Origin of the sequence: Candidatus Pseudomonas phytovorans, assembly GCA_029202525.1 — a bacterium.
GTDB classification, from domain to species: domain Bacteria; phylum Pseudomonadota; class Gammaproteobacteria; order Pseudomonadales; family Pseudomonadaceae; genus Aquipseudomonas; species Aquipseudomonas phytovorans.
On record CP119325.1, the window covers coordinates 1,893,812 to 1,914,559 of the forward strand.

The 20,748-nt window shown below is 62.4% G+C and carries 18 protein-coding genes; 9 read left to right on the forward strand and 9 right to left on the reverse strand.

Features of this window, described 5'->3' with window-relative positions; all coding sequences use genetic code 11:
- Positions 1–680 precede the first annotated feature (680 nt).
- The 3 genes from P0Y58_08430 to P0Y58_08440 all read right to left on the reverse strand — a co-directional run bounded on the left by P0Y58_08430 (position 681) and on the right by P0Y58_08440 (position 5,814).
- Positions 681–1,931, reverse strand: a complete 1,251-nt coding sequence (locus tag P0Y58_08430) for a ribonucleotide-diphosphate reductase subunit beta (protein WEK32209.1) — start codon at positions 1,929–1,931, stop codon at positions 681–683.
- A 621-nt stretch (positions 1,932–2,552) separates the two neighbouring features.
- The gene (locus P0Y58_08435; protein WEK32210.1) at positions 2,553–5,432 is read right to left on the reverse strand and encodes a ribonucleoside-diphosphate reductase subunit alpha; all 2,880 of its coding nucleotides are present in this window, start codon (positions 5,430–5,432) and stop codon (positions 2,553–2,555) included.
- A gap of 181 nt (positions 5,433–5,613) precedes the next feature.
- Positions 5,614–5,814, reverse strand: a complete 201-nt coding sequence (locus P0Y58_08440; protein WEK32211.1) for a hypothetical protein — start codon at positions 5,812–5,814, stop codon at positions 5,614–5,616.
- 384 nt (positions 5,815–6,198) lie between these two features.
- On the opposite strand from P0Y58_08440, the gene P0Y58_08445 reads away from it, so the two are divergent.
- Together P0Y58_08445 and P0Y58_08450 are read left to right on the forward strand one after the other, a co-directional pair.
- Complete coding sequence (locus P0Y58_08445; protein WEK32212.1) at positions 6,199–6,897, forward strand: response regulator transcription factor; 699 nt, start codon at positions 6,199–6,201, stop codon at positions 6,895–6,897.
- A complete protein-coding gene (locus tag P0Y58_08450; GenBank protein WEK32213.1) occupies positions 6,894–8,501 on the forward strand; it encodes an ATP-binding protein in 1,608 nt (535 codons plus the stop codon). The genes P0Y58_08445 and P0Y58_08450 overlap by 4 nt, the downstream gene beginning before the upstream one ends.
- Before the next feature lie 3 nt (positions 8,502–8,504).
- Here the strand turns inward: P0Y58_08450 and P0Y58_08455 are convergent, their stop codons facing one another.
- Both P0Y58_08455 and P0Y58_08460 read right to left on the reverse strand, forming a co-directional pair.
- On the reverse strand, positions 8,505–9,206 hold the full coding sequence (locus P0Y58_08455; protein WEK32214.1) for a 4'-phosphopantetheinyl transferase superfamily protein: 702 nt from the start codon (positions 9,204–9,206) through the stop codon (positions 8,505–8,507).
- Positions 9,207–9,281: 75 nt separating this feature from the next.
- On the reverse strand, positions 9,282–10,073 hold the full coding sequence (locus tag P0Y58_08460) for a dienelactone hydrolase family protein (GenBank protein WEK32215.1): 792 nt from the start codon (positions 10,071–10,073) through the stop codon (positions 9,282–9,284).
- A 129-nt stretch (positions 10,074–10,202) separates the two neighbouring features.
- On the opposite strand from P0Y58_08460, the gene P0Y58_08465 reads away from it, so the two are divergent.
- The 4 genes from P0Y58_08465 to P0Y58_08480 all read left to right on the forward strand — a co-directional run bounded on the left by P0Y58_08465 (position 10,203) and on the right by P0Y58_08480 (position 14,711).
- Complete coding sequence (locus P0Y58_08465; protein ID WEK32216.1) at positions 10,203–10,808, forward strand: hypothetical protein; 606 nt, start codon at positions 10,203–10,205, stop codon at positions 10,806–10,808.
- 149 nt (positions 10,809–10,957) lie between these two features.
- Positions 10,958–11,635, forward strand: coding sequence for a response regulator (locus P0Y58_08470; GenBank protein WEK32217.1), 678 nt, complete (start codon positions 10,958–10,960; stop codon positions 11,633–11,635).
- On the forward strand, positions 11,632–12,978 hold the full coding sequence (locus P0Y58_08475; GenBank protein WEK32218.1) for an ATP-binding protein: 1,347 nt from the start codon (positions 11,632–11,634) through the stop codon (positions 12,976–12,978). Before P0Y58_08470 ends, P0Y58_08475 begins: the two co-directional genes overlap by 4 nt.
- 410 nt (positions 12,979–13,388) lie before the next feature.
- Positions 13,389–14,711, forward strand: a complete 1,323-nt coding sequence (locus tag P0Y58_08480; GenBank protein WEK32219.1) for a dicarboxylate/amino acid:cation symporter — start codon at positions 13,389–13,391, stop codon at positions 14,709–14,711.
- Between the two features lie 73 nt (positions 14,712–14,784).
- On the opposite strand, the gene tsaA is transcribed toward P0Y58_08480, so the two are convergent.
- The 4 genes from tsaA to P0Y58_08500 all read right to left on the reverse strand — a co-directional run bounded on the left by tsaA (position 14,785) and on the right by P0Y58_08500 (position 17,233).
- Positions 14,785–15,477 carry a tRNA (N6-threonylcarbamoyladenosine(37)-N6)-methyltransferase TrmO gene (gene tsaA / locus P0Y58_08485; GenBank protein WEK32220.1) on the reverse strand — a complete coding sequence of 231 codons (693 nt, stop codon included), beginning with the start codon at positions 15,475–15,477 and terminating at the stop codon, positions 14,785–14,787.
- 6 nt (positions 15,478–15,483) lie between these two features.
- The gene (locus P0Y58_08490) at positions 15,484–15,945 is read right to left on the reverse strand and encodes a DUF1456 family protein (protein ID WEK32221.1); all 462 of its coding nucleotides are present in this window, start codon (positions 15,943–15,945) and stop codon (positions 15,484–15,486) included.
- Between the two features lie 47 nt (positions 15,946–15,992).
- Positions 15,993–16,703, reverse strand: coding sequence for an rRNA pseudouridine synthase (locus tag P0Y58_08495; protein WEK32222.1), 711 nt, complete (start codon positions 16,701–16,703; stop codon positions 15,993–15,995).
- Between the two features lie 77 nt (positions 16,704–16,780).
- Positions 16,781–17,233: a GNAT family N-acetyltransferase gene (locus P0Y58_08500; GenBank protein WEK32223.1), complete on the reverse strand. Its 453-nt coding sequence runs from the start codon at positions 17,231–17,233 to the stop codon at positions 16,781–16,783.
- 209 nt (positions 17,234–17,442) lie between these two features.
- Between P0Y58_08500 and P0Y58_08505 the strand changes: the two genes are divergently transcribed.
- Genes P0Y58_08505 through P0Y58_08515 form a run of 3 tightly spaced genes read left to right on the forward strand, consistent with a single transcriptional unit; the run spans position 17,443 to position 20,687 of the window.
- The gene (locus P0Y58_08505; protein ID WEK33294.1) at positions 17,443–18,072 is read left to right on the forward strand and encodes a hypothetical protein; all 630 of its coding nucleotides are present in this window, start codon (positions 17,443–17,445) and stop codon (positions 18,070–18,072) included.
- Positions 18,073–18,129: 57 nt separating this feature from the next.
- Complete coding sequence (locus P0Y58_08510) at positions 18,130–18,924, forward strand: DUF6502 family protein (protein ID WEK32224.1); 795 nt, start codon at positions 18,130–18,132, stop codon at positions 18,922–18,924.
- The gene (locus P0Y58_08515) at positions 18,921–20,687 is read left to right on the forward strand and encodes a DUF5666 domain-containing protein (protein ID WEK32225.1); all 1,767 of its coding nucleotides are present in this window, start codon (positions 18,921–18,923) and stop codon (positions 20,685–20,687) included. Before P0Y58_08510 ends, P0Y58_08515 begins: the two co-directional genes overlap by 4 nt.
- Positions 20,688–20,748 lie beyond the last annotated feature (61 nt).

The following is a 20,748-nucleotide window of genomic DNA, read 5'->3' on the forward strand; positions in this document are numbered from 1 at the left end:
GGTAACCGGGCGCTACGTGCTGGAAGGTGTACGCCAGCAAGCCGGGGGAAGAGGGGTGTGCAAAAGACGTGGGTGCAGCGAGATGGGTGTCGACATGAGTTCGTCCACTGATTGTTGTTTTTGTTATGTGTTGTCGTACAACTGTGGGCGATTATTAGCAAGGGGGATGTGGGCTGTCAACGCATAATGGCCTATTGATTACAGCTGAAGCACCCGAAAATCAACGCGTAGCAGCTCTATCGCGCACTCTGTAAAGACATACGATGACAACGTCAGCGTTTGCTTTTCGAGCAAACCGGAGACATGGTTTACAAATCAATCCGGGCTGGTAGTGGACCCTGCCGCTTCCCTGCGCTACCTTCAAATCAGGCCTCGCCCTCGACCACGTAGACTGGCATGTCCAGTCCCGGCATCCTCGTTGGTGCCGTACCCCCCTTGTCGGCGTGGGCGGGGCCCCTCCATTTGCGCAGCGACTGACCGGATGAGATCGAGCGCTCCCTGGCCCAGCATCAAGTTTCCTGCTTAGCTCGAACTTTGTGGGTTCACCCGCGATGTGGCCAGCACAGTCAAAACTGCCCGCTAAACCCCGCGCATCCACAATACAGCAACATGTTCTGCCACTTCCCAGCCAATAAAAAAGGCTGCCATTCGGCAGCCTTCTCGATGTTAAGCCCGGACAATCAGTCCCAGCTCAGCGCACCACCAGTCTGATACTCGATCACCCGCGTCTCAAAGAAGTTCTTCTCTTTCTTCAAGTCCATGATCTCGCTCATCCAAGGGAACGGGTTGGTAGTCCCCGGGTACTCTTCCTTCAAACCGATCTGGGTCAAACGACGGTTGGCAATGAACTTGAGGTAGTCCTCCATCATCGCGGCGTTCATGCCCAGCACGCCGCGTGGCATGGTGTCACGGGCGTATTCGATCTCCAGCTGGGTCCCTTGCAGGATCATCTGGGTCGCTTCTTCCTTCATCGATGCGTCCCACAGGTGCGGGTTCTCGATCTTGATCTGGTTGATCACGTCGATACCGAAGTTCAGGTGCATCGACTCGTCACGCAGGATGTACTGGAACTGCTCGGCCACGCCGGTCATCTTGTTGCGGCGGCCCATCGACAGGATCTGGGTGAAGCCGCAGTAGAAGAAGATGCCTTCCAGTACGCAGTAGTAGGCGATCAGGTTGCGCAGCAGCTCTTTGTCGGTTTCGACGGTGCCGGTGTTGAATTCCGGGTCGGAGATGGCGCGGGTGTACTTCAGGCCCCAGGCGGCTTTTTTAGCGACCGACGGGATCTCGTGGTACATGTTGAAGATCTCGCCTTCATCCATGCCCAGCGATTCGATGCAGTACTGGTAGGCGTGGGTGTGGATCGCCTCTTCGAAGGCCTGGCGCAGGATGTACTGGCGGCACTCCGGGTTGGTGATCAGGCGGTACACGGCCAGGGCCAGGTTGTTGGCAACCAGCGAGTCGGCGGTGGAGAAGAAGCCGAGGTTGCGCATGACGATGCGGCGCTCGTCTTCGGTCAGGCCGTCCTGGCTCTTCCACAGGGCGATGTCGGCGGTCATGTTGACCTCTTGCGGCATCCAGTGGTTGGCGCAGCCGTCCAGGTACTTCTGCCAGGCCCAGTCGTACTTGAACGGTACCAGCTGGTTCAGGTCGGCGCGGCAGTTGATCATGCGCTTTTCGTCTACCGCGACGCGGGCAGAAGAACCTTCCAGCTCGGCCAGGCCTTCGGCGATGTCGAGGTCGTTCAGCGAGGCTTTGGCACGCTTGACGGCTTCGGAGTCAGAAGCGGTGGCAGCACGGGCTTCCAGGGCGGCGGCACCACCGGCGCTGTCGAGCTTGTCGAGGGTGGCGGCGGCAGCGGCCTGCGCAGGGGTGTGGCCTTTGGCGGCTACTTCGCCGTCTTCTTTGTCGAATTCGTCCCAGCTCAGCATGGTTTGGCTCCTGCTTGAGGGTTGCGTGTGGCAACCGGTTGGATTTTGAAGTGATGCCTGTACTGCGTAAGGCCAATCAGGCGTTACGGCAGGCGGTGAGAGCGGGCTCTCGTCACGTTTGAAAGTTTCTGGATCAGCGCCTGGCCGTTGCTCGAGTGAGCGGGCTGGGTGCCTGAAAGCTGTATGGCAACGATGAAACCTGCGGTTTGGCCCGGTAGGGCCTGCTTCACGCAGTCACTCATTACTCAACCCATTTTTCGGGGGGCAAAGTATACCGGAATTCACTTTGAATCGGGGTGGCAAAGGGCACGGGCGGCGTAATTTTTCGACCTGCATCACGTGCTCTTGTTCACCGTTTGCTACGGGGTGTGAGTCTAGCTCTAAATGAGAGTTGATCCTATATCTTGTGTGATTATTTTTTTTCCCCACTGTATATAGTGTTTTGATCTTGGTCATGGCCTAGGGCTTGTGTTGCCTGCACGGGCCCTTTCGCGGCGGTTCGACGCCCCGATAAACCCGCACAGTTGCACGGGTAACCCGGCGTTTTGCGGGCAAAAAAATACCGCCCCAATCACCCGAAGGCGGTTGAGGCGGCATGTTCACTTCAGCGGTGCTGAAACCTTATTGGCAGGCTTCGCAATCCGGCTCGTCGATCGCGCAGGCCTTCGGCACTGGCGCTGGGCCGGCTGCCTGGACCGGGGCGCTGTCGCCACCGCTGGAAACGGCGTTGAGCTTGCCGGTATTGATGGTCGACTTCTCGGTGCTGGTCGCAGCCAGGGCACGGAGGTAGTAGGTGGTTTTCAGACCACGGTACCAGGCCATGCGGTAGGTCACGTCCAGCTTCTTGCCCGAGGCGCCGGCGATGTACAGGTTCAGCGACTGAGCCTGGTCGATCCACTTCTGGCGACGCGAGGCAGCATCGACGATCCACTTGGTGTCGACTTCGAACGCGGTGGCGTACAGGTCTTTCAGCTCTTGCGGGATACGCTCGATCTGCTGCACGGAACCGTCGTAGTACTTCAGGTCGTTGATCATGACCGAGTCCCACAGGCCGCGGGCCTTCAGGTCGCGGACCAGGTACGGGTTGATCACGGTGAATTCGCCCGACAGGTTCGATTTCACGTACAGGTTCTGGTAGGTCGGCTCGATCGACTGCGACACGCCGGTGATGTTGGCGATGGTCGCGGTTGGCGCGATGGCCATGATGTTCGAGTTACGAATACCTTTCTGTACGCGGGCACGCACCGGTGCCCAGTCCAGGGTCTCGTTCAGGTCGACGTCGATGTACTTCTGGCCACGGGCTTCGATCAGGATCTGTTGCGAATCCAGCGGCAGGATGCCTTTGGACCACAGCGAACCCTGGAAGGTCTCGTAGGCGCCACGCTCATCGGCCAGGTCGCACGATGCCTGGATGGCGAAGTAGCTGACCGCTTCCATCGACTTGTCGGCGAACTCGACGGCAGCGTCGGAGCCGTAGGCGATGTGCTGCAGGTACAGTGCATCCTGGAAGCCCATGATGCCCAGGCCAACCGGGCGGTGCTTCATGTTCGAGTTGCGCGCTTGCGGCACCGAGTAGTAGTTGATGTCGATCACGTTGTCGAGCATGCGCACGGCGGTGTTCACGGTGCGTTGCAGCTTGGCGGTGTCCAGCTTGCCATCGACGATGTGGTTCGGCAGGTTGATCGAGCCCAGGTTGCAGACCGCGATCTCGTCCTTGTTGGTGTTCAGGGTGATCTCGGTGCACAGGTTCGAGCTGTGGACCACGCCCACGTGCTGCTGCGGCGAACGCAGGTTGCACGGGTCCTTGAAGGTCAGCCACGGGTGGCCGGTCTCGAACAGCATCGACAGCATCTTGCGCCACAGGTCTTTGGCCTGGATGGTCTTGAACACCTTGATCTTGTTGTACTCGGTCAGGGCTTCGTAGTACTCGTAACGCTCTTCGAAGGCCTTGCCGGTCAGGTCGTGCAGGTCTGGCACTTCCGAAGGCGAGAACAGGGTCCACTTGCCGTCATCGAAGACACGCTTCATGAACAGGTCAGGGATCCAGTTGGCAGTGTTCATGTCGTGGGTACGACGGCGGTCATCACCGGTGTTCTTGCGCAGCTCGATGAACTCTTCGATGTCCAGGTGCCAGGTTTCCAGGTAAGCACACACGGCGCCTTTGCGCTTGCCACCCTGGTTCACGGCAACGGCGGTGTCGTTGACCACTTTCAGGAACGGTACAACGCCCTGGGACTTGCCGTTGGTGCCCTTGATGTAGGAACCCAGTGCACGCACAGGCGTCCAGTCGTTGCCCAGGCCACCGGCGAATTTCGACAGCATGGCGTTGTCGTGGATCGCGTGGTAGATGCCCGACAGGTCGTCCGGCACAGTGGTCAGGTAGCAGCTGGACAGCTGCGGGCGCAGGGTGCCGGCGTTGAACAGGGTCGGGGTCGAGGCCATGTAGTCGAAGGACGACAACAGGTTGTAGAACTCGATCGCGCGGGCTTCCTTGTCTTTCTCTTCCAGCGCCAGGCCCATGGCCACACGCATGAAGAACACCTGCGGCAGCTCGAAGCGCACGCCATCCTTGTGGATGAAGTAGCGGTCGTACAGGGTCTGCAGGCCCAGGTAGGTGAACTGCTGGTCGCGCTCGTGGTTGATCGCCTTGCCCATGCGCTCCAGGTCGAAGTCGGCCAGGGCAGGGTTCAGCAGTTCGAACTCGATACCTTTGGCCACATAGGCCGGCAGGGCCTTGGCGTACAGGTCGGCCATCTCGTGGTGAGTGGCGCTTTCGGCAACCTCAAGGAAGCCCAGGCCTTCGGCACGCAGGGTGTCCAGCAGCAGGCGGGCGGTCACGAACGAGTAGTTCGGCTCGCGCTCTACCAGGGTACGGGCGGTCATCACCAGGGCGGTGTTGACGTCCTTGATGGCCACGCCGTCGTACAGGTTCTTCAGGGTTTCGCGCTGGATCAGCTCGCCATCCACTTCGGCCAGGCCTTCGCAGGCTTCGCTGATGATGGTGTTCATGCGGGCCATGTCGAGCGGCGCCAGGCTGCCGTTGGCCAGGGTGATGCGAATGCTTGGGTGCGGCTCGACCACGGCGTCGGTGTGGGCGCGGGTGGCACGCTCTTTCGCGCGCTGGTCGCGGTAGATCACGTAGTCGCGGGCAACTTTCTGCTCGCCAGCGCGCATCAGGGCCAGCTCTACCTGGTCCTGGATTTCTTCGATGTGGATGGTGCCACCCGATGGCATGCGACGCTTGAACGTGGCGGTGACCTGCTCGGTCAGACGCGCTACGGTGTCGTGGATGCGCGACGAAGCGGCGGCGGTGCCGCCTTCAACTGCGAGAAACGCCTTGGTGATGGCCACGGTAATCTTGTCGTCGGTGTAGGCGACAACAGTGCCGTTACGCTTGATCACGCGCAGTTGGCCGGGGGCGGTGGCAGCCAGATCCTGATTGGAATCGTTGGTCTGCGGCACCTGGGCCTGCGGGTTCTCGCGAGTTGTGTCGGTTTGCATGGGTGGGTGTCTCCACAGTTTCTATATTGTTCAGGCGCCTTTTGGGCGCCCACCGTTCCGTCCACTTGCTCGATGACCCTCGCGGGGACGCGTAATGCACACGCATCCGCCAACTCGGGCGTACCGACTTCGGGACAGACTCAGGAATAAGGGGCAATAGCTTGCCGCTCCCTGGCCGAAGTCAAAGGTTTTGGGACGTGCCCAAAAACTGCTGTTCAGTTTGCCGCTGGAGCGGTTTGGCTGTTGAAATCGCGCCAAGTTCAGCCAGAAAAAGCGCTTGAATTTCCGCGCTGACTTGTGTTTGCGATTTGGGGCTAAACCCAACATATAGTGGTTTGCCGCGTTCGGCATACAAGATAATGCGGTCTTGGCGTCTTTGCAAGGCGAGCGCCTGTGGATAACATGTGGGTAGATTGTGGGTGAAAGGTGAGTATTCGCTGTAGGCCTTGTGCCAAGTGGTTTGCAGTATTTTTCTGCGCCTTGCCGGCCTTGGGCAGTTTTTTTCGGGGGCGGACCCTATCACAAAAAACGGTTCAGTCCAGGGCGCTACGAGTGGGTTGGCAGTGCCGGGGGCGGGGCTTAGTATCCGGCTGTAATGTTGCTTTCAGGTTAAAAGGGTAGTTGCCTGTACCGGCCTCTTCGCGGGCACGACCGCTCCCACAGGTACTGCACAGGCTTTGGAAACGGTGCGGTCCCTGTGGGAGCGGGCGTGCCCGCGAAGAGGCCGGTACAGCCACCAGAAAAATAACAAGTAAAGGCCAGAGCCATGGACCACCCCGCACCCCGCATCCTCATCGTCGAAGACGACCAGCGCCTGGCCGAGCTCACCGCCGAGTACCTGCAGGCCAACGGCTTCGAGGTCGCGGTGGAGGGCGATGGTGCCCGCGCCGCGCGCCGCATCGTCGACAGCCAGCCCGATCTGGTCATCCTCGACCTCATGCTGCCCGGCGAAGACGGCCTGAGCATTTGCCGCCGGGTACGCAACCAGTACCCCGGGCCGATTCTCATGCTTACCGCACGCAGCGACGAACTTGACCAGGTCCAGGGCCTGGACCTTGGGGCCGACGACTACGTCTGCAAACCGGTGCGCCCACGCTTGCTGTTGGCGCGCATCCAGGCCCTGCTGCGCCGCAGCGACGGCGTTGACAACAAGCGCCAGGACCTGGCCTTCGGCGCGCTGCGCATCGACAACCGCTTGCGTGAGGCGCGCCTGGGTGAACAGCTGATCGAGCTGACCGGCGCCGAGTTCGACCTGCTCTGGCTGCTGGCCAGCAACGCCGGCCGGGTACTGACCCGCGAACAGATCTTTACTGCACTGCGTGGCGTCGGCTACGACGGCCAAGACCGCTCCATCGACATACGCATCTCGAAAATCCGCCCCAAGATCGGCGATGACCCGCTTCAGCCTCGGCTGATCAAGACCCTGCGCAGCAAGGGCTACCTGTTTGTCGGCGAAGCACCATGAACAACTCGATTTTTCTACGCATCTACGGCGGCATGCTGGCTGTGCTGGTACTGGTGGCCCTGCTCGGCGTACTCAGCCTGCACCTGGTCAACGAAGTACGCGCCGCCCAGCACCGCGAGGGCCTGGCCCAGGGCACCTTCAGCCTGATGGCTGACAACCTGGCACAGCAGAATACAACTGAGCGCAAGCGCTCGCTGCTGATGTGGGAGCGACTGCTGGGTGTGCCGCTGACGCTGCAGCCAATGACGGCGCGCAGCCTTGACGGCGGCCAGCGGGCACGCCTGTATCGCGGCTTGGTAGTGGTGGAGAAGACCGGCCCGCATGCGGCGCAAGTACTGCGCAAGGTCGGCCAGGAAGACCTGATGCTGGTGGCGCAGATCAAACAGATCAGTGAGCAGCTGGCGCGGGCCACGCTGTATCTGTTGGCCGATGAACTGGTGCGCTACCCGATCACCGAGCAGCAACAGCGGCTGGCGCAGATCAAGCAGGAAAAGGGCTTCGGCTTTGGCGTCGCCCTGCAACGCATCGAGCGGGTGAGCCTGGACGATGACCAGCGGCGCCGGGTCGAGGAGGGTGACACGGTCATGGCGCTCGGCAGGGACGGCGACTCGATCCGTGTGTTTGCCGGGCTGGCAGGCTCGCCCTGGGTGCTGGAAATCGGCCCGTTGCACCAGCTCAACCCGTACCCGCCACAGTTGCTGATCCTGATTACCTTCCTCGGCCTGTGCCTGATCGGCCTGGTGGTCTACCTGCTGGTGCGCCAACTGGAGCGCCGCGTGTCGGGCCTGGAGATGGCAGCCACACGCATCGCTCAGGGCAGCCTGGACACCCGCGTGCCCGCTGGTGACGCCGACTCGGTGGGGCGCCTGGCCGCTGCCTTCAATGGCATGGCCGAGCACCTGCAACGCTCGCTGACCATGCAGCGCGAGCTGGTGCGGGCGGTGTCCCATGAGTTGCGCACGCCGGTGGCGCGCCTGCGCTTTGGCCTGGAGATGATCGAAAGTGCTACCACCGAACAGGCGCGGGCCAAGCACCTGGCGGGCATGGACGGGGATATCCAGGACCTGGATAAGCTGGTCGACGAAATGCTGACCTACGCTCGCCTGGAGCAAGGTGCGCCGGCCTTGAAGTTCCAGCGGGTCGACCTGGATGCCTTGCTCGCGCGGGTGATCGAAGAGTTGGCACCGTTGCGTGCCGAGGTGCGGGTGGTGCGCGGCGACTGCCAGGGCGCGGATGCCGAAGGGGCCTGGGTCGAAGCCGAGCCGCGTTACCTGCACCGGGCGCTGCAGAACCTGGTCAGCAACGCCATGCGCCACGCCGGCGCCGAGGTGCGTGTGAGCTACCAGTTGGGCCAGCAGCGGTGCCGCATCGATGTGGAGGATGACGGCCCGGGGATCCCGGAGGGTTTCTGGGACCGCATCTTCACCCCGTTCACTCGCCTGGATGACAGCCGCACCCGTGCGTCAGGTGGGCATGGCCTGGGCCTGTCTATCGTGCGGCGAATCATTTACTGGCACACGGGCCGGGCGACGGTGGGGCGCAGCGAAGCGCTGGGTGGTGCCTGCTTCAGCCTGAATTGGCCACGGCAGCAGGCGCCACTGTAAAGGTCAGACGCTGACCAGGCTGAGCAGGTGGCCGTCCTGCAGGCAGAACTGGCCTTGCAACTCGGCGCCGTGGCGCCACTGCGGCGACAGGTCGGTGAGCAGGCGCAGGTGCGCCAGGCCTTCGGTGGACCAGTCGAGCACTTCGGCGTGTTCGAAATAGAAGCGCTGGCGGGTCAGCGGGTAGAGGGTCTTGAACAGGCTTTCCTTCAGCGAGAAGGTCAGGGTGACCGTCAGGCCGAGCTGGCGGCGGTCCAGGCGTTCGAGCTCGGGCGGGGTGAGGATTTCGGCCATCAGCCGCTCGGCGCGTTCGTCATCCAGCAGGGCTTCCTGGTCCAGCCCAAGGCCTTGGCAACTGCCTTCGGCGGCGACCACGGCGGCGGCCCAGCCTTTGCCGTGGGTGATCGAGCCGTGGATGCCCGCCGGCCAGACCGGTGAACGGTCCTCATGGGTACCCGGCACGTAGTCACGGCTGTCCAGGCGCTGCAGCGCGTCGCGGGCGCATACTCGACCGGCCAGGTACTCGGCCTGGCGCTTGGCCACCGAGCGCTGCAGGCTGGCGCTGGGCACCACGCCGGCGCGCTGGAAATCGTCGGGTGCCAGGCGGGCAGGGTCGAAGGTACAGCTGACCAGCACCGCGCCGGGCAGCGGGCGGGGTAAGGGCCAGTGGTGCTGGAGTGGGGCGCAGCAGGCGGGGAGAGTGTTCATGGGGCTATTGTGCCAGCCGCAGCGGCGGTGTGGGAGGTGGGATTGCCGGGGCCGCAAGGCGGCCCCTGGCAATCCTTATTTGAACACCTTCTTGAAGAACGCCTGCATATCCGCCCAAGAGCTCTCGTCTGCCGCCTTGTTATAGCCAATGTCCGGTCCACCATGGTCGCCATGGCTCAGGCGGTCAGCATCGGGGTTGGTAAACCCGTGCTTGGCCCCTTCAATGCTGACGAACTGGTAGTTGACCTTGGCCGCATCCATTTCCGCCTTGAACGCGTCCACTTGCTGCTGGGTGACCATGCTGTCCGCCGCGCCATGTTCAACCAGGATGTCCGCACGCACCACACCAGGCTTGGCCGGCGTCTGAGTGGCCAGCGCGCCATGGAAGCTCACCACACCGTCCAGTTTCACTCCCCGGCGTGCGGCGTCCAGCACCACCTTGCCGCCAAAGCAGTAGCCCACAGCGCCCAGCTCATGCTTGTTGACGTTCGGCTGTTTTTTCAGCAAATCCAGGCCCGCGTCAAAGCGCGCTGCCGCCGCGGCCGGGTCTTTCATCGCTTCGGCCATGAATGCCTGGGCATCCTGCGGATGCTCGGTGTGCTTGCCATCGCCGTACATGTCGATGGCCAGCGCTTTATAGCCCAGGGCCGCAAGGTCTCTTGCACGGCGCTTGGCATAGTCATTCAGGCCCCACCATTCATGCACCACGACGATACCTGGACGTTTGTCGTCCAGCGCGTCGTCGTAGGCGTAGTAGCCGACCAGGCGGTTGCCGTCGGCGTCCTGGTAGGGGATCTCGCGGGTCACCACTGCCGCTTGGGCGAGGGCGGCGCTGCACATCAGGGTCAGGGCCAGCAGGGCACGCATCTTTACTACTCCTTGTCTTGCAGACAGTTCGTTCAGCCGGGGTTCAGCCAGGGTTCAGTCGCGGTTCAGGGTGCCTTCCTTACTCTAGCTTCCAGACCGAAACAGCGCACCCAACTGGAGTATCCAGCCATGAAAACCTTCAATACCCTGCTTGCCGCCATGGCCGTCTGCGCCGCTGGCATCACCTCCGCCCAGGCCGCCGACGACAACTTCGCCAGCCTGACCTACGGCCAGACCAGCGACAAGGTTCGCAAATCGGGCCTGCTGCAGCGCAATACCGACAGCCTCAATGCCGACGGTATCATCGGCAAGGACGACACCTGGGGTGTACGTGTGGGCAAGATCAATGATCAGGGCCGCTACTACATGACCTATGACAACGTCTCGGGTGACCACAGCGGCCTCAAGCTGCGCCAGGAAAACCTGCTGGGCAGTTACGACCTGTTCCTGCCGGTGGGTGATACTACCAAGCTGTTCGGCGGTGGCAGCCTGGGCATGACCAAGCTCACCCAGGACTCGCCAGGCGCCAGCCGGGATACCGACTACGGTTATGCCTACGGCCTGCAGGCCGGCGTGATCCAGGACATCACCGACAGGGCCTCGGTGGAGCTGGGCTACCGTTACCTGCGCACCAATGCTGCGACCGAAGTGGGTGAGCATGGCGGGCCGAAGGACGGCACCCTGCGTCTGACCAGCAGTGCCCAGACTTACCTGGCAGCCAGCTACAAGTTCTGACGGGCGAGCCGCGCTATCCTGTACCGGCCTCTTCGCGGGCACGCCCGCTCCCACAGGTACTGCACAAGCTTCAGAAACTGTGCGATTCCTGTGGGAGCGGGCGTGCCCGCGAAAGGGCCGGTACAGGCAATACACATAAGGAGCTGCACATGAAACTGCTGGTGGTCGAGGACGAAGCGCTGCTTCGCCATCACCTCTACACCCGCCTGGGCGAAAGCGGCCATGTGGTCGAGGCGGTCGCCGATGCCGAGGAGGCGCTGTACCAGGCCGGGCAGTACCACTTCGACCTGGCCATCATCGACCTGGGCCTGCCCGGTATCAGTGGCCTGGAGCTGATCACGCGCTTGCGCAGCCAGGACAAGACCTTCCCCATTCTCATCCTCACCGCCCGCGGCAACTGGCAGGACAAGGTCGAGGGCCTGGCCGCCGGTGCCGACGACTACCTGGTCAAACCGTTCCAGTTCGAAGAGCTGGAAGCACGGCTCAACGCCCTGTTGCGCCGCTCCAGCGGCTTCACCCAGTCGACCATCGCCGCAGGCCCATTGGTACTCGACCTCAACCGCAAGCAGGCCACCCTCGACGAACAGCCGCTGGCGCTGACCGCCTACGAATACCGCATTCTCGAATACCTCATGCGCCATCATCAGCAGGTGGTGGCCAAGGACCGCCTGATGGAGCAGCTGTACCCGGGAGACGAAGAGCGCGACCCCAATGTCATCGAAGTTCTGGTCGGCCGCCTGCGCCGCAAGCTTGAAGGCGAGCGCGGCTTCAAACCTATCGACACGGTTCGCGGCCTGGGCTATCTGTTCACCGAGCGCTGCCGATGATCCGCTCGCTGCGGGTGCGCCTGATGCTGGCCGCCGCAGTACTGGCTCTGCTGTTCATGCTGGCGCTGCTGCCTGCTTTGCAGAAGGCCTTCAGCCTGGCCCTGCAGGAATCGATCGAGCAGCGCCTGGCTTCGGATGTGACCACGCTGATTTCCGCAGCACGCATCGAGCATGGCCAGTTGCAGATGCCGACGCTGCTGCCGGACGAGCGTTACAACCTGCCGTATACCGGCCTGCTCGGCTACATCTTCGACCGCGACGGCAACCTGGTCTGGCAGTCGCGGGCCACCGCTGACCGGCATATCAACTACCGCCCACGCTACGACGGGCGCGGCAACGAATTTGCCCGTATCCATCAGGCCGATGGCGAAGAGTTCTTCGTCTACGACGTCGAGATCAAGTTGTTGGGTGGCCAGAGCGCCGCCTACAGCATTGTTGCCCTGCAGCCGGTGAGCGAATACAAGGCCACCCTCAATGGCCTGCGGGAAAAACTCTACCTTGGCTTCGGTGCGGCCTTGCTGGCACTGATGGGGCTGCTTTGGGCAGGCCTGACCTGGGGGCTGCGCTCGTTGCGCCGGCTCAGCCACGAGCTGGATGAGGTGGAGTCCGGGGCACGCGATGGCTTGAGCGGCGAGCACCCTCGCGAGCTACTGCGCCTGACCCGCTCGCTCAACCGCCTGTTGCGCAGTGAGCGTGAGCAGCGCACGCGCTACCGCGATTCGCTGGATGACCTGGCGCACAGCCTGAAGACGCCACTGGCGGTGTTGCAAGGTGTGGGCGAAAGCCTGCAGCAGCGCAGCGGTGAGCGCGAGCAGGCACGGGTGCTGCAAAGCCAGATCGAGCGCATGAGCCAGCAGATCGACTACCAGTTGCAACGCGCCAGCCTGCGCAAGAGCGGCCTGGTGCGCCACAGCGTGAGGCTGCGGCCGTTGCTCGACAGCCTGTGCAGCACGTTGGCCAAGGTGTACCGGGACAAGCAGGTGAACGTGGCCCTGGAGTTGCCTGATGCGGCACAGGTGCCGATGGAGAAGGGCGCCTTGCTGGAAATGCTCGGCAACCTGCTGGAAAACGCCTACCGCCTGAGCCTGGGCCAGGTGCGGGTGAGCCTGGAGCAGGCGCCCGGGCAGTTGATCTTGTGTATCGAAGACGATGGGCCTGGGGTGCCGGCCGACCAGCGCGAGCGCATTCTGGAGCGTGGCGAAAGGCTGGACAGCCAGCACCCGGGGCAGGGCATCGGGCTGGCGGTGGTCAAGGATATCGTCGACAGCTATGACGCTGTGCTGAGCCTGGGGGATTCGCCTTTGGGTGGGGCGGCGTTCAGGATTACCTTCAACCTGGAGTGATTCTTAGCCAGTACCGGCCCTTTCGCGGGCTCGCCCGCTCCCACAGGGACCGCGCTGCATTCAGGTACTGCGCAATACCTGTGGGAGCAGGTTCACCCGCGAAGAGGCCGGCACAGGCAAACCACAAAGGGCGGATTCCCGCCAACACCCCTGTACAAATCCCGCCACCGGGCGGAAATCCGCCAGCTTTCTCAGGCAAATCGCCCCGTCGTTGGGCATTTATCCCTAGCAAATACGGCCGTTGCACCCTTCATGGGCGTTTTGGCACCACCCTTGCTATGGATCATGTCAGAGGCCTGCCCAGGCAGCTCGAACACAACGACAAATCCCTCCAGGTGCAGGAGGGTTAGCGATTCAGGTGCCCCATCACCCTGGGAAGGGTGAACCGGCACACTTGAGGAAAATGAGCCATGACGACACGTCAGCCGCTGTACAAATCCCTGTATGTCCAGGTGATCGTTGCCATCACCATCGGTATCCTGCTCGGCCACTACTATCCGGAAACGGGCGTTGCCCTCAAACCCTTGGGTGACGGCTTCGTCAAACTGATCAAGATGGTCATCGCCCCGATCATCTTCTGTACCGTGGTCAGCGGCATCGCCGGCATGCAGAGCATGAAGTCGGTCGGCAAGACCGGCGGCTACGCGTTGCTGTACTTTGAAGTCGTCTCCACCATCGCCCTGATCATCGGCCTCGTCGTCGTCAACGTGGTCAAGCCAGGCGCTGGCATGCACATCGACGTCACCACCCTGAACGCCAGCAGTGTGGCTGCCTACGCCGCTGCCGGCGCGCAGCAGACCACCGTCGGTTTCCTGCTCAACGTCATCCCCAACACGGTGGTCGGCGCCTTCGCCAACGGCGATATCCTGCAGGTGCTGATGTTCTCGGTGCTGTTCGGCTTCGCCCTGCACCGCCTGGGCAGCTACGGCAAGCCGTTGCTGGACATGATCGACCGCTTCGCCCACGTCATGTTCAACATCATCAACATGATCATGAAGCTGGCCCCGATCGGTGCTTTCGGCGCCATGGCCTTCACCATCGGCCAGTACGGCGTGGGTTCGCTGGTGCAACTGGGCTACCTGATGGCCTGCTTCTACATCACCTGCCTGCTGTTCGTGCTGGTGGTGCTGGGCGGTATCTGCCGCGCCCACGGTTTCAGCGTGCTCAAGCTGATCCGCTACATCCGTGAAGAGCTGCTGATCGTGCTGGGTACGTCCTCCTCGGAGTCGGCCCTGCCACGCATGCTGGCCAAGATGGAGCGCCTGGGCGCGAAGAAGTCGGTGGTTGGTCTGGTCATCCCGACCGGTTACTCGTTCAACCTGGACGGCACCTCGATCTACCTGACCATGGCTGCGGTGTTCATCGCTCAGGCCACTGATACCACCATGGACATCACCCACCAGATCACCCTGCTGCTGGTGCTGCTGGTGGCTTCCAAAGGTGCTGCCGGCGTGACCGGTTCGGGCTTCATCGTGCTGGCCGCCACCCTGTCGGCTGTTGGCCACCTGCCGGTAGCCGGCCTGGCACTGATCCTCGGCATCGACCGCTTCATGTCCGAAGCCCGTGCACTGACCAACCTGGTGGGTAATGCCGTTGCCACTGTGGTGGTGGCCAAGTGGGTCAATGAAATGGACAACGACAAGCTGGCCTCGGAACTGGCTTCTGGTGGTGCGCCGCTGGTCGATACCCGTCCGACCGATGACCTGGGCGTCGCCGAAGGCCCAGCCCGCTGATCGCGGGGCAGTAGAACGCAAAAGGCGACCTTCGGGTCGCCTTTTTCATGCGCGTGACAGGCTTGATTAGAGCTCAGGCCAACACTACCTCCAACACCCGGATCACCTCCGGCTGAGGGTAATGCCAGCGCACCTGGACATCCCAGAACTTCACCCCGTACACGCGCTCCGGGGGTGGCAGCTGGTAGGCGGGCCGTGGGTCTTGCGCCAGGCATTGCTCGATCAGTTCCACCAGCGGCTCGCCCAGCCGCAGTGCATGCTCGCGGGCCTGGGGCAGGGCGTTGTCGCCCCATTGCACGGCAATCGCGACGGGCGCTGCGCTGGCCATCTGGTTGCTGGCGTCTGCAATGCTGTCGGCATACGGCACATAGGGCTTGATGTCCAGTACAGGCGTGCCGTCCAGTAGGTCGATCCCGGACAGCAACAGGCGCCCAGGCTCCACACCTTCCAGGCGCACCACCGACTGGCCGATGCCGTTTGGCCGGTGGGTGGCGCGGGTAGCGAACACGCCCATGCTCTTGTTGCCGCCCAGACGCGGAGGCCGCACTTTCAGGCGCGGCTTGTCTTCCAGGGCCTGGTGGAACAGGAACAGCAGCCAGACATGGCTGACCTGCTCCAGGCCTTCGACCGCATCACCCTGGTCGAACGGCGGCAGCAGTTCAAGCACGCCACGCGCCGCAGGCGCCAGCCGGGGCTGGCGCGGGATGGCGAATTTTTCCTTGAAGCAGGAGCGGACAATACCGACGGGGGCAACCGTATGCTGCATGGCCACTCAGCCGCGCACGCGCTGGGTCAGGCCTTTGAGGAAGTTGCGCAGCAACTGGTCGCCGCATGGGCGGTAGTTTTCGTGGCCGGCCTTGCGGAACAACGCGCTGAGTTCAGGCTTGCTGACCGGGAAGTTGACCGACTTGAGGATCACATGCAGGTCGTCTTCCTTGAGTTCGAAGGCCACCCGCAGCTTTTTGAGGATGAGGTTGTTGGTCACGGGCAGTTCGACCGGCTGCGGCGGGCGGCTGTCGTCCTTGCCGCGGCGGTGGATCACCAGGCCATCGAGGAAATGTGCCATTACCCGATCAGGGCAACGTACAAAGCCTTCCTCTTCTTCCTTCTTCAGGTAGGTGGCCAATACCAGTGGCTGCACTTCGAGGCCGGAAAGCCCGATGATCTCGGCCATCTTGGCGTCGTTCACCTTGAGCATGTAGCGCAGGCTGCGCAGGACGTCATTGTGGTTCATTGCTGCAGAATCCTGTTCAGGTGCCACGCGGGTGCGTGGCGTATTGCTTAGAAACGTTCGGTGGTCGCCACGTAGCGCCATTGGCCCAGGGGCAGCTTGCCCATCGACACGCCACCCAGGCGAATGCGGCGCATGCTGACCAGTTCCAGGCGCAGGTAGGCGCACAGTTCGCCGATCTGCCCGGGCTGGGGGTTTTTCACGACCATGCGCAGGTGGGTCTCGTTCTGCCAGCTGGCCTTGGCCTTGGGCAACTCGCGGTCGTTGCGTGTGGCGCCGCGCGCCAGGCGTTCCAGCGCCTGAGGTGTGGTCTCGCCGCGCACTTCGACAATGAACTCCTGCTCCAGTTTACGCAGATCGGCCTCTATCTTGCGGGCCACCCGCCAGTCCTGGGTGAATACCTGCAGGCCGCTGGCGCCGCGTTCCAGCGGTGCCACGCAGGCCTGGCGGGTAAAATGCCCGTGCAGGGCACGTACGCCTTCGCTGTGCGCTTCACTGAGGTTGCCCATGTTCATGCTGGCGCGGGCAGTTTCGCTGTCCACGCCGGCCGCTTGGTTGAGCAGCAGGGTTACCGGCTCCAGTGCTTCGACGCGGGCACCCGGGAGCAGTTCGACGCGCTGGTCTTCGACCTTGAACTGCGGCTGCTCGACCACCACGCCATCGACCGTGACCCAGCCACCTTCGATATAGAGCTCGGCATCGCGGCGAGAGCAGCCAAGTTGCTCGATAAGGCGTTTGGACAGGCGGACGGGTTCGGACATGACGGCAATTCGCAAAGGCAGGGAAAGGCCAGCATTGTACCTGCCTGAGTGGCAGAGGGGCTGGGAATCTGTGTCATTTACGCCGTTTTGCTCAGGCGCATGTGCAGAAGGGGGTAGGGCTGGCCCAGCCCGTCGGTTTCCGATCGGCCAGTGACCTCGAAGCCTTCATGCAGATAGAAGCCCAAGGCCTGAGGGTTTTGCTCGTTGACGTCCAGGCGCTCGGCATTCAGTTCGTCGATTGCATAGCGCAGCAGGCGCTTGCCCACCCCTTTGCCAAAGTAGTCAGGTGCAACAAACAGCATGTCCACGCGCCCGTTGGCGACCCCGGCGAAGCCACAGATGCGTTGCCGGTCCTTGCAGCAGATCAGCATCACCGCGTCGAGATAGCGGCGCAGCACCTGTTCCCGCAGTAAAACGATGTAGCCGTCTGGCAAAAAATCGTGAGTAGCGCGTACCGAGTCCTCCCAGACCTGTACCAGCTCGCCGTAGTCGCGCAAGTGCGGGGTTTGCAGCGTCAGTAGCGATTGCATGCCGGTGGTCCTCCATGGCGATAAGGAAAACATAGCAGGCCAACCACCGGTCGGCTTGTGCGCGCTGCGCTTGAACCGAGGGGGGCAGGGGTCTATTAATTAAGCGTGGGAAAAAATCCCACATAAAGAAAAGAACAACCGAAAACAAGATTCCTGACTGATTTGGCGTTCTCGTGGCGACGATCTGGAGACGGACTATGCAAATCCACCTGCTGTTCAAGAAGGCTTTACTAGCGGTTGCTGTAGCTGGCGTGCTGTCGACGTCGATTGTTCTGATCCCTGACTCGGTTTCTCATGGCTCCAGCGCCTACGCCAAAGATGGCGGTGGCGGTGGCGGTGGCGGCCACGGTGGTGGCGGTGGTGGCCACGGTGGTGGTGGCGGAAGCGGCGGTGGCGGTGGTGGCCACGGTGGTGGCGGCGGAAGCGGCGGTGGCGGTGGAAGCGGTGGAAGCGGTGGTGGTAGTGGCGGCGGTGGCGGCCACGGCAGTGGAGGAGAAGGCGGCGGCCATGCCGGCAACAGTGGCAGCGGCCATGGCAACTCCGGCCAGGGCCAAGCCGGTGACTCAAACTCCGGACGCAGCGGCAACCATGCTGAAGCGGGTGATGATCATGGCAATCACGTGGGTGGTGAGCCCGGTGACGATCACGGCAATCACGTTGGCGGTGAGCCCGGTGACGATCATGGCAACCATGTTGGCGGTGAGCCCGGGGATGATCATGGTAATCATGTCGGCGGCGAGCCTGGCGATGATCACGGCAATCACGTTGGTGGTGAACCTGGTGACGATCACGGCAACCATGTGGGTGGCGAACCGGGTGATGACAACAGCAGGAGCTGACAGGCGTTGATCAGCCCAACCTTACCCCCTTCGATGTTAAGCGCACTGCGGCGCGTCATGCGCCCGCTGGTGCGCTTGATGTTGCGCAAGGGGGTGACCTACACGGTGTTCGCCGATCTTCTGAAGGAGGTGTTCGTCGACGTAGCCCATCGCGAGTTTCGCCTGGATGGCACCGCGCCCACCGACAGCCGCGTCAGCCTGCTTACCGGTGTGCACCGCAAGGATGTCCGGCGGCTGCGCAGCGAAGGTGGCACGGCACTCGAGGCCTTGCCGGCGAACATCACCCTGGGCGCACAGTTGGTGACTGCATGGACCACCCGCCCGCCGTTCTGCTCGGCACCTGGCCAGGCACTGGCATTGCCGCGTTTGGCGAGTGTGGGTGGCGAGTGCTCATTCGATGCCCTGGTGGCCACGGTCAGCACCGATATCCGTGGCCGGGTGGTGCTGGATGAGTGGTTACGCCTTGGCATCGTCCGGCTTGATGAACAGGATTGCGTGCACCTGGAAGCCCAGGCATTCGTGCCGCAGCAAGGCTTCGATGAAAAAGCCGCATATTTCGGCCACAACCTGCATGACCATGCCTGCGCTGCGGTGCACAACCTCAGCGGCGAAGGCCTGCCGTTCTTTGAACGCAGCACGCACTACGATGCCCTGAGCCCGGCCAGCGTCGAGCAATTGCGTGACGTGGTTGCCAAAGACGGCATGCAGGCGCTGCTTGCCTTCAGCCGGCTCGCAGCAGATCTGGAAAGCGTTGATGAACCCAGCATCGAGCAACGTCAACGCATCACTGTCGGGCTTTATTTCTACACTGAAGCTACCGATCCCGATATATCCAAGACGCCAGGACCATGACCCCCCTCAAGCGCTGCCTCAGTGTGGTTGCCTTTGCCCTGGTCTTGGGGTTGAACCTGGTGGCGCCTGCCGAGGTAGTCGCAGCCCCGGTTTGTGTCAGCCGCGACGAAGTGGGCATGGCCGGTGCCGCAGCCCTGCAGATGCCGGGGGGCACGGGCGGTACCGGTGTACGCCGTGAAAATGGTGGCGTCGGCGGCACGGGTGCGCCCCTTCCGCAACGCCCCGGCGGAACCGGCGGTACCGGCGCGGTGGCCGAGGGTGTGGACGGCACCTACTTCGATCACGGTAACGGCGGGGTGGGCGGTACCGGCGCGCCGATCCTGCGCCCAGGCGGTACGGGTGGTACCGGCATTGTCGGCACCATCACCGGGTTTGCTTCGATCTGCGTCAATGGCATGGAAGTCCACTACGGCAAAGACGTACCAGTAAGTGAAAACGGTGCACCCGCCAGCAGTGCCCACCTGGCAATCGGGCAGGTTATTGCAGTGGAGGCAATTGCCACACAGCGCGGTCTTCAGGCAGGGCGTATCTCGATTCTCAACGTCTACGAAGGGCCGCTGACAGCGCTCCCCAATGCTTCGGCCCCGTTGCGGGTGATGGGCCAGCCCGTGCGGCTCGCAGCCGGTGCGCGGGTCGCTGAGGGGCTGCGTGCTGGCGAACCGGTCCGGGTCAGCGGCCTGCGCGACGCCAAGGGCGAGGTGGTGGCAACCCGTATCGAACGGGCGCCGGACCTTAGAGAGGCGAGTGCCATAGGTGCAATCGACCGCCCAGGTAACCTGCAGGGGTTGCAATTGGGGACCCGCGTAGCCCCCATGCGGGAAGTGCTGGTGCGCGGCCAGTGGACCGGGCGCCAGCTGGAAGTGGCACAAACCCGGCCAGACCCGAGCCTGCCGTTTGCTGGCCGTGTCCAGCAGGCGGTGGTCGAAGGGCTGGTACAGCGCGTGCAGGCACGGCAACTGGTGGTCGGCGGCATCAATGTGACGTTGGGGCAGGGCACCGTGATTGTGGGCAGACAGCCCGCGGTATTGGCGCTTGATCAACGCGTTCGGGTGAGTGGGGTGCTTAACGGCAGCCACGAACTGCGGGCAACCCGCGTGGAGTTCCAGGATGACCGTGCCGACAATCCGGACAGAGGTCATTCGGGGCATGGCAGCGGGCATGACAGTGGTAGTAACGATGGCTCCAGTAGCAGCGGCCATGGCGCGAGCGATGCCACCAGCGATCGTAGTGAAAGCAATGACGACCACAATGGACAGAGCGCCGTTGAGGATTCGAGTGGGCGCGGCAGTTCCGAAAGCGTGGACAAGTCGGGCAAGTCCGAACGTGCCGAAACCGTGGAGCAGCCCGAGAACAGCAACAGCGGCCGCTCTGAGCGGGTAGAAAAGGTCGAAGTCGAAAAGGTGGAAAAAGCCGAGAAGGTCGAAAAGGTTGAAAAAATAGAGAAAGTCGAAAAACCGGAGAAAGTCGAGAAGGCAGAAAAGGTCGAGAAACCTGAAAAGATCGAGAAGGTAGAGAAAGTCGAGAAGGTAGAGAAAGTCGAGAAGGTAGAGAAAGTCGAGAAGGTAGAGAAAGTCGAGAAAGTCGAGAAAGTCGAGAAAGTCGAGAAAGTCGAGAAAGTCGAGAAAGTAGAAAAAGTCGAAAAGGTGGAGAAGATAGAACTGCCTGAAAAGGTAGAAAAGGTCGAGAAAATCGAGAAGGTCGAAAAGCCGGAAAAGGTAGAGACCCCGGAAAAAGTGGAGCATCCGGAGCGATCGGGGCGTTAGCCAACTAGGCTGGGGTAATTCCTACCCAACTTGCCCAACGGGTACTGAGATGCCGACGAGA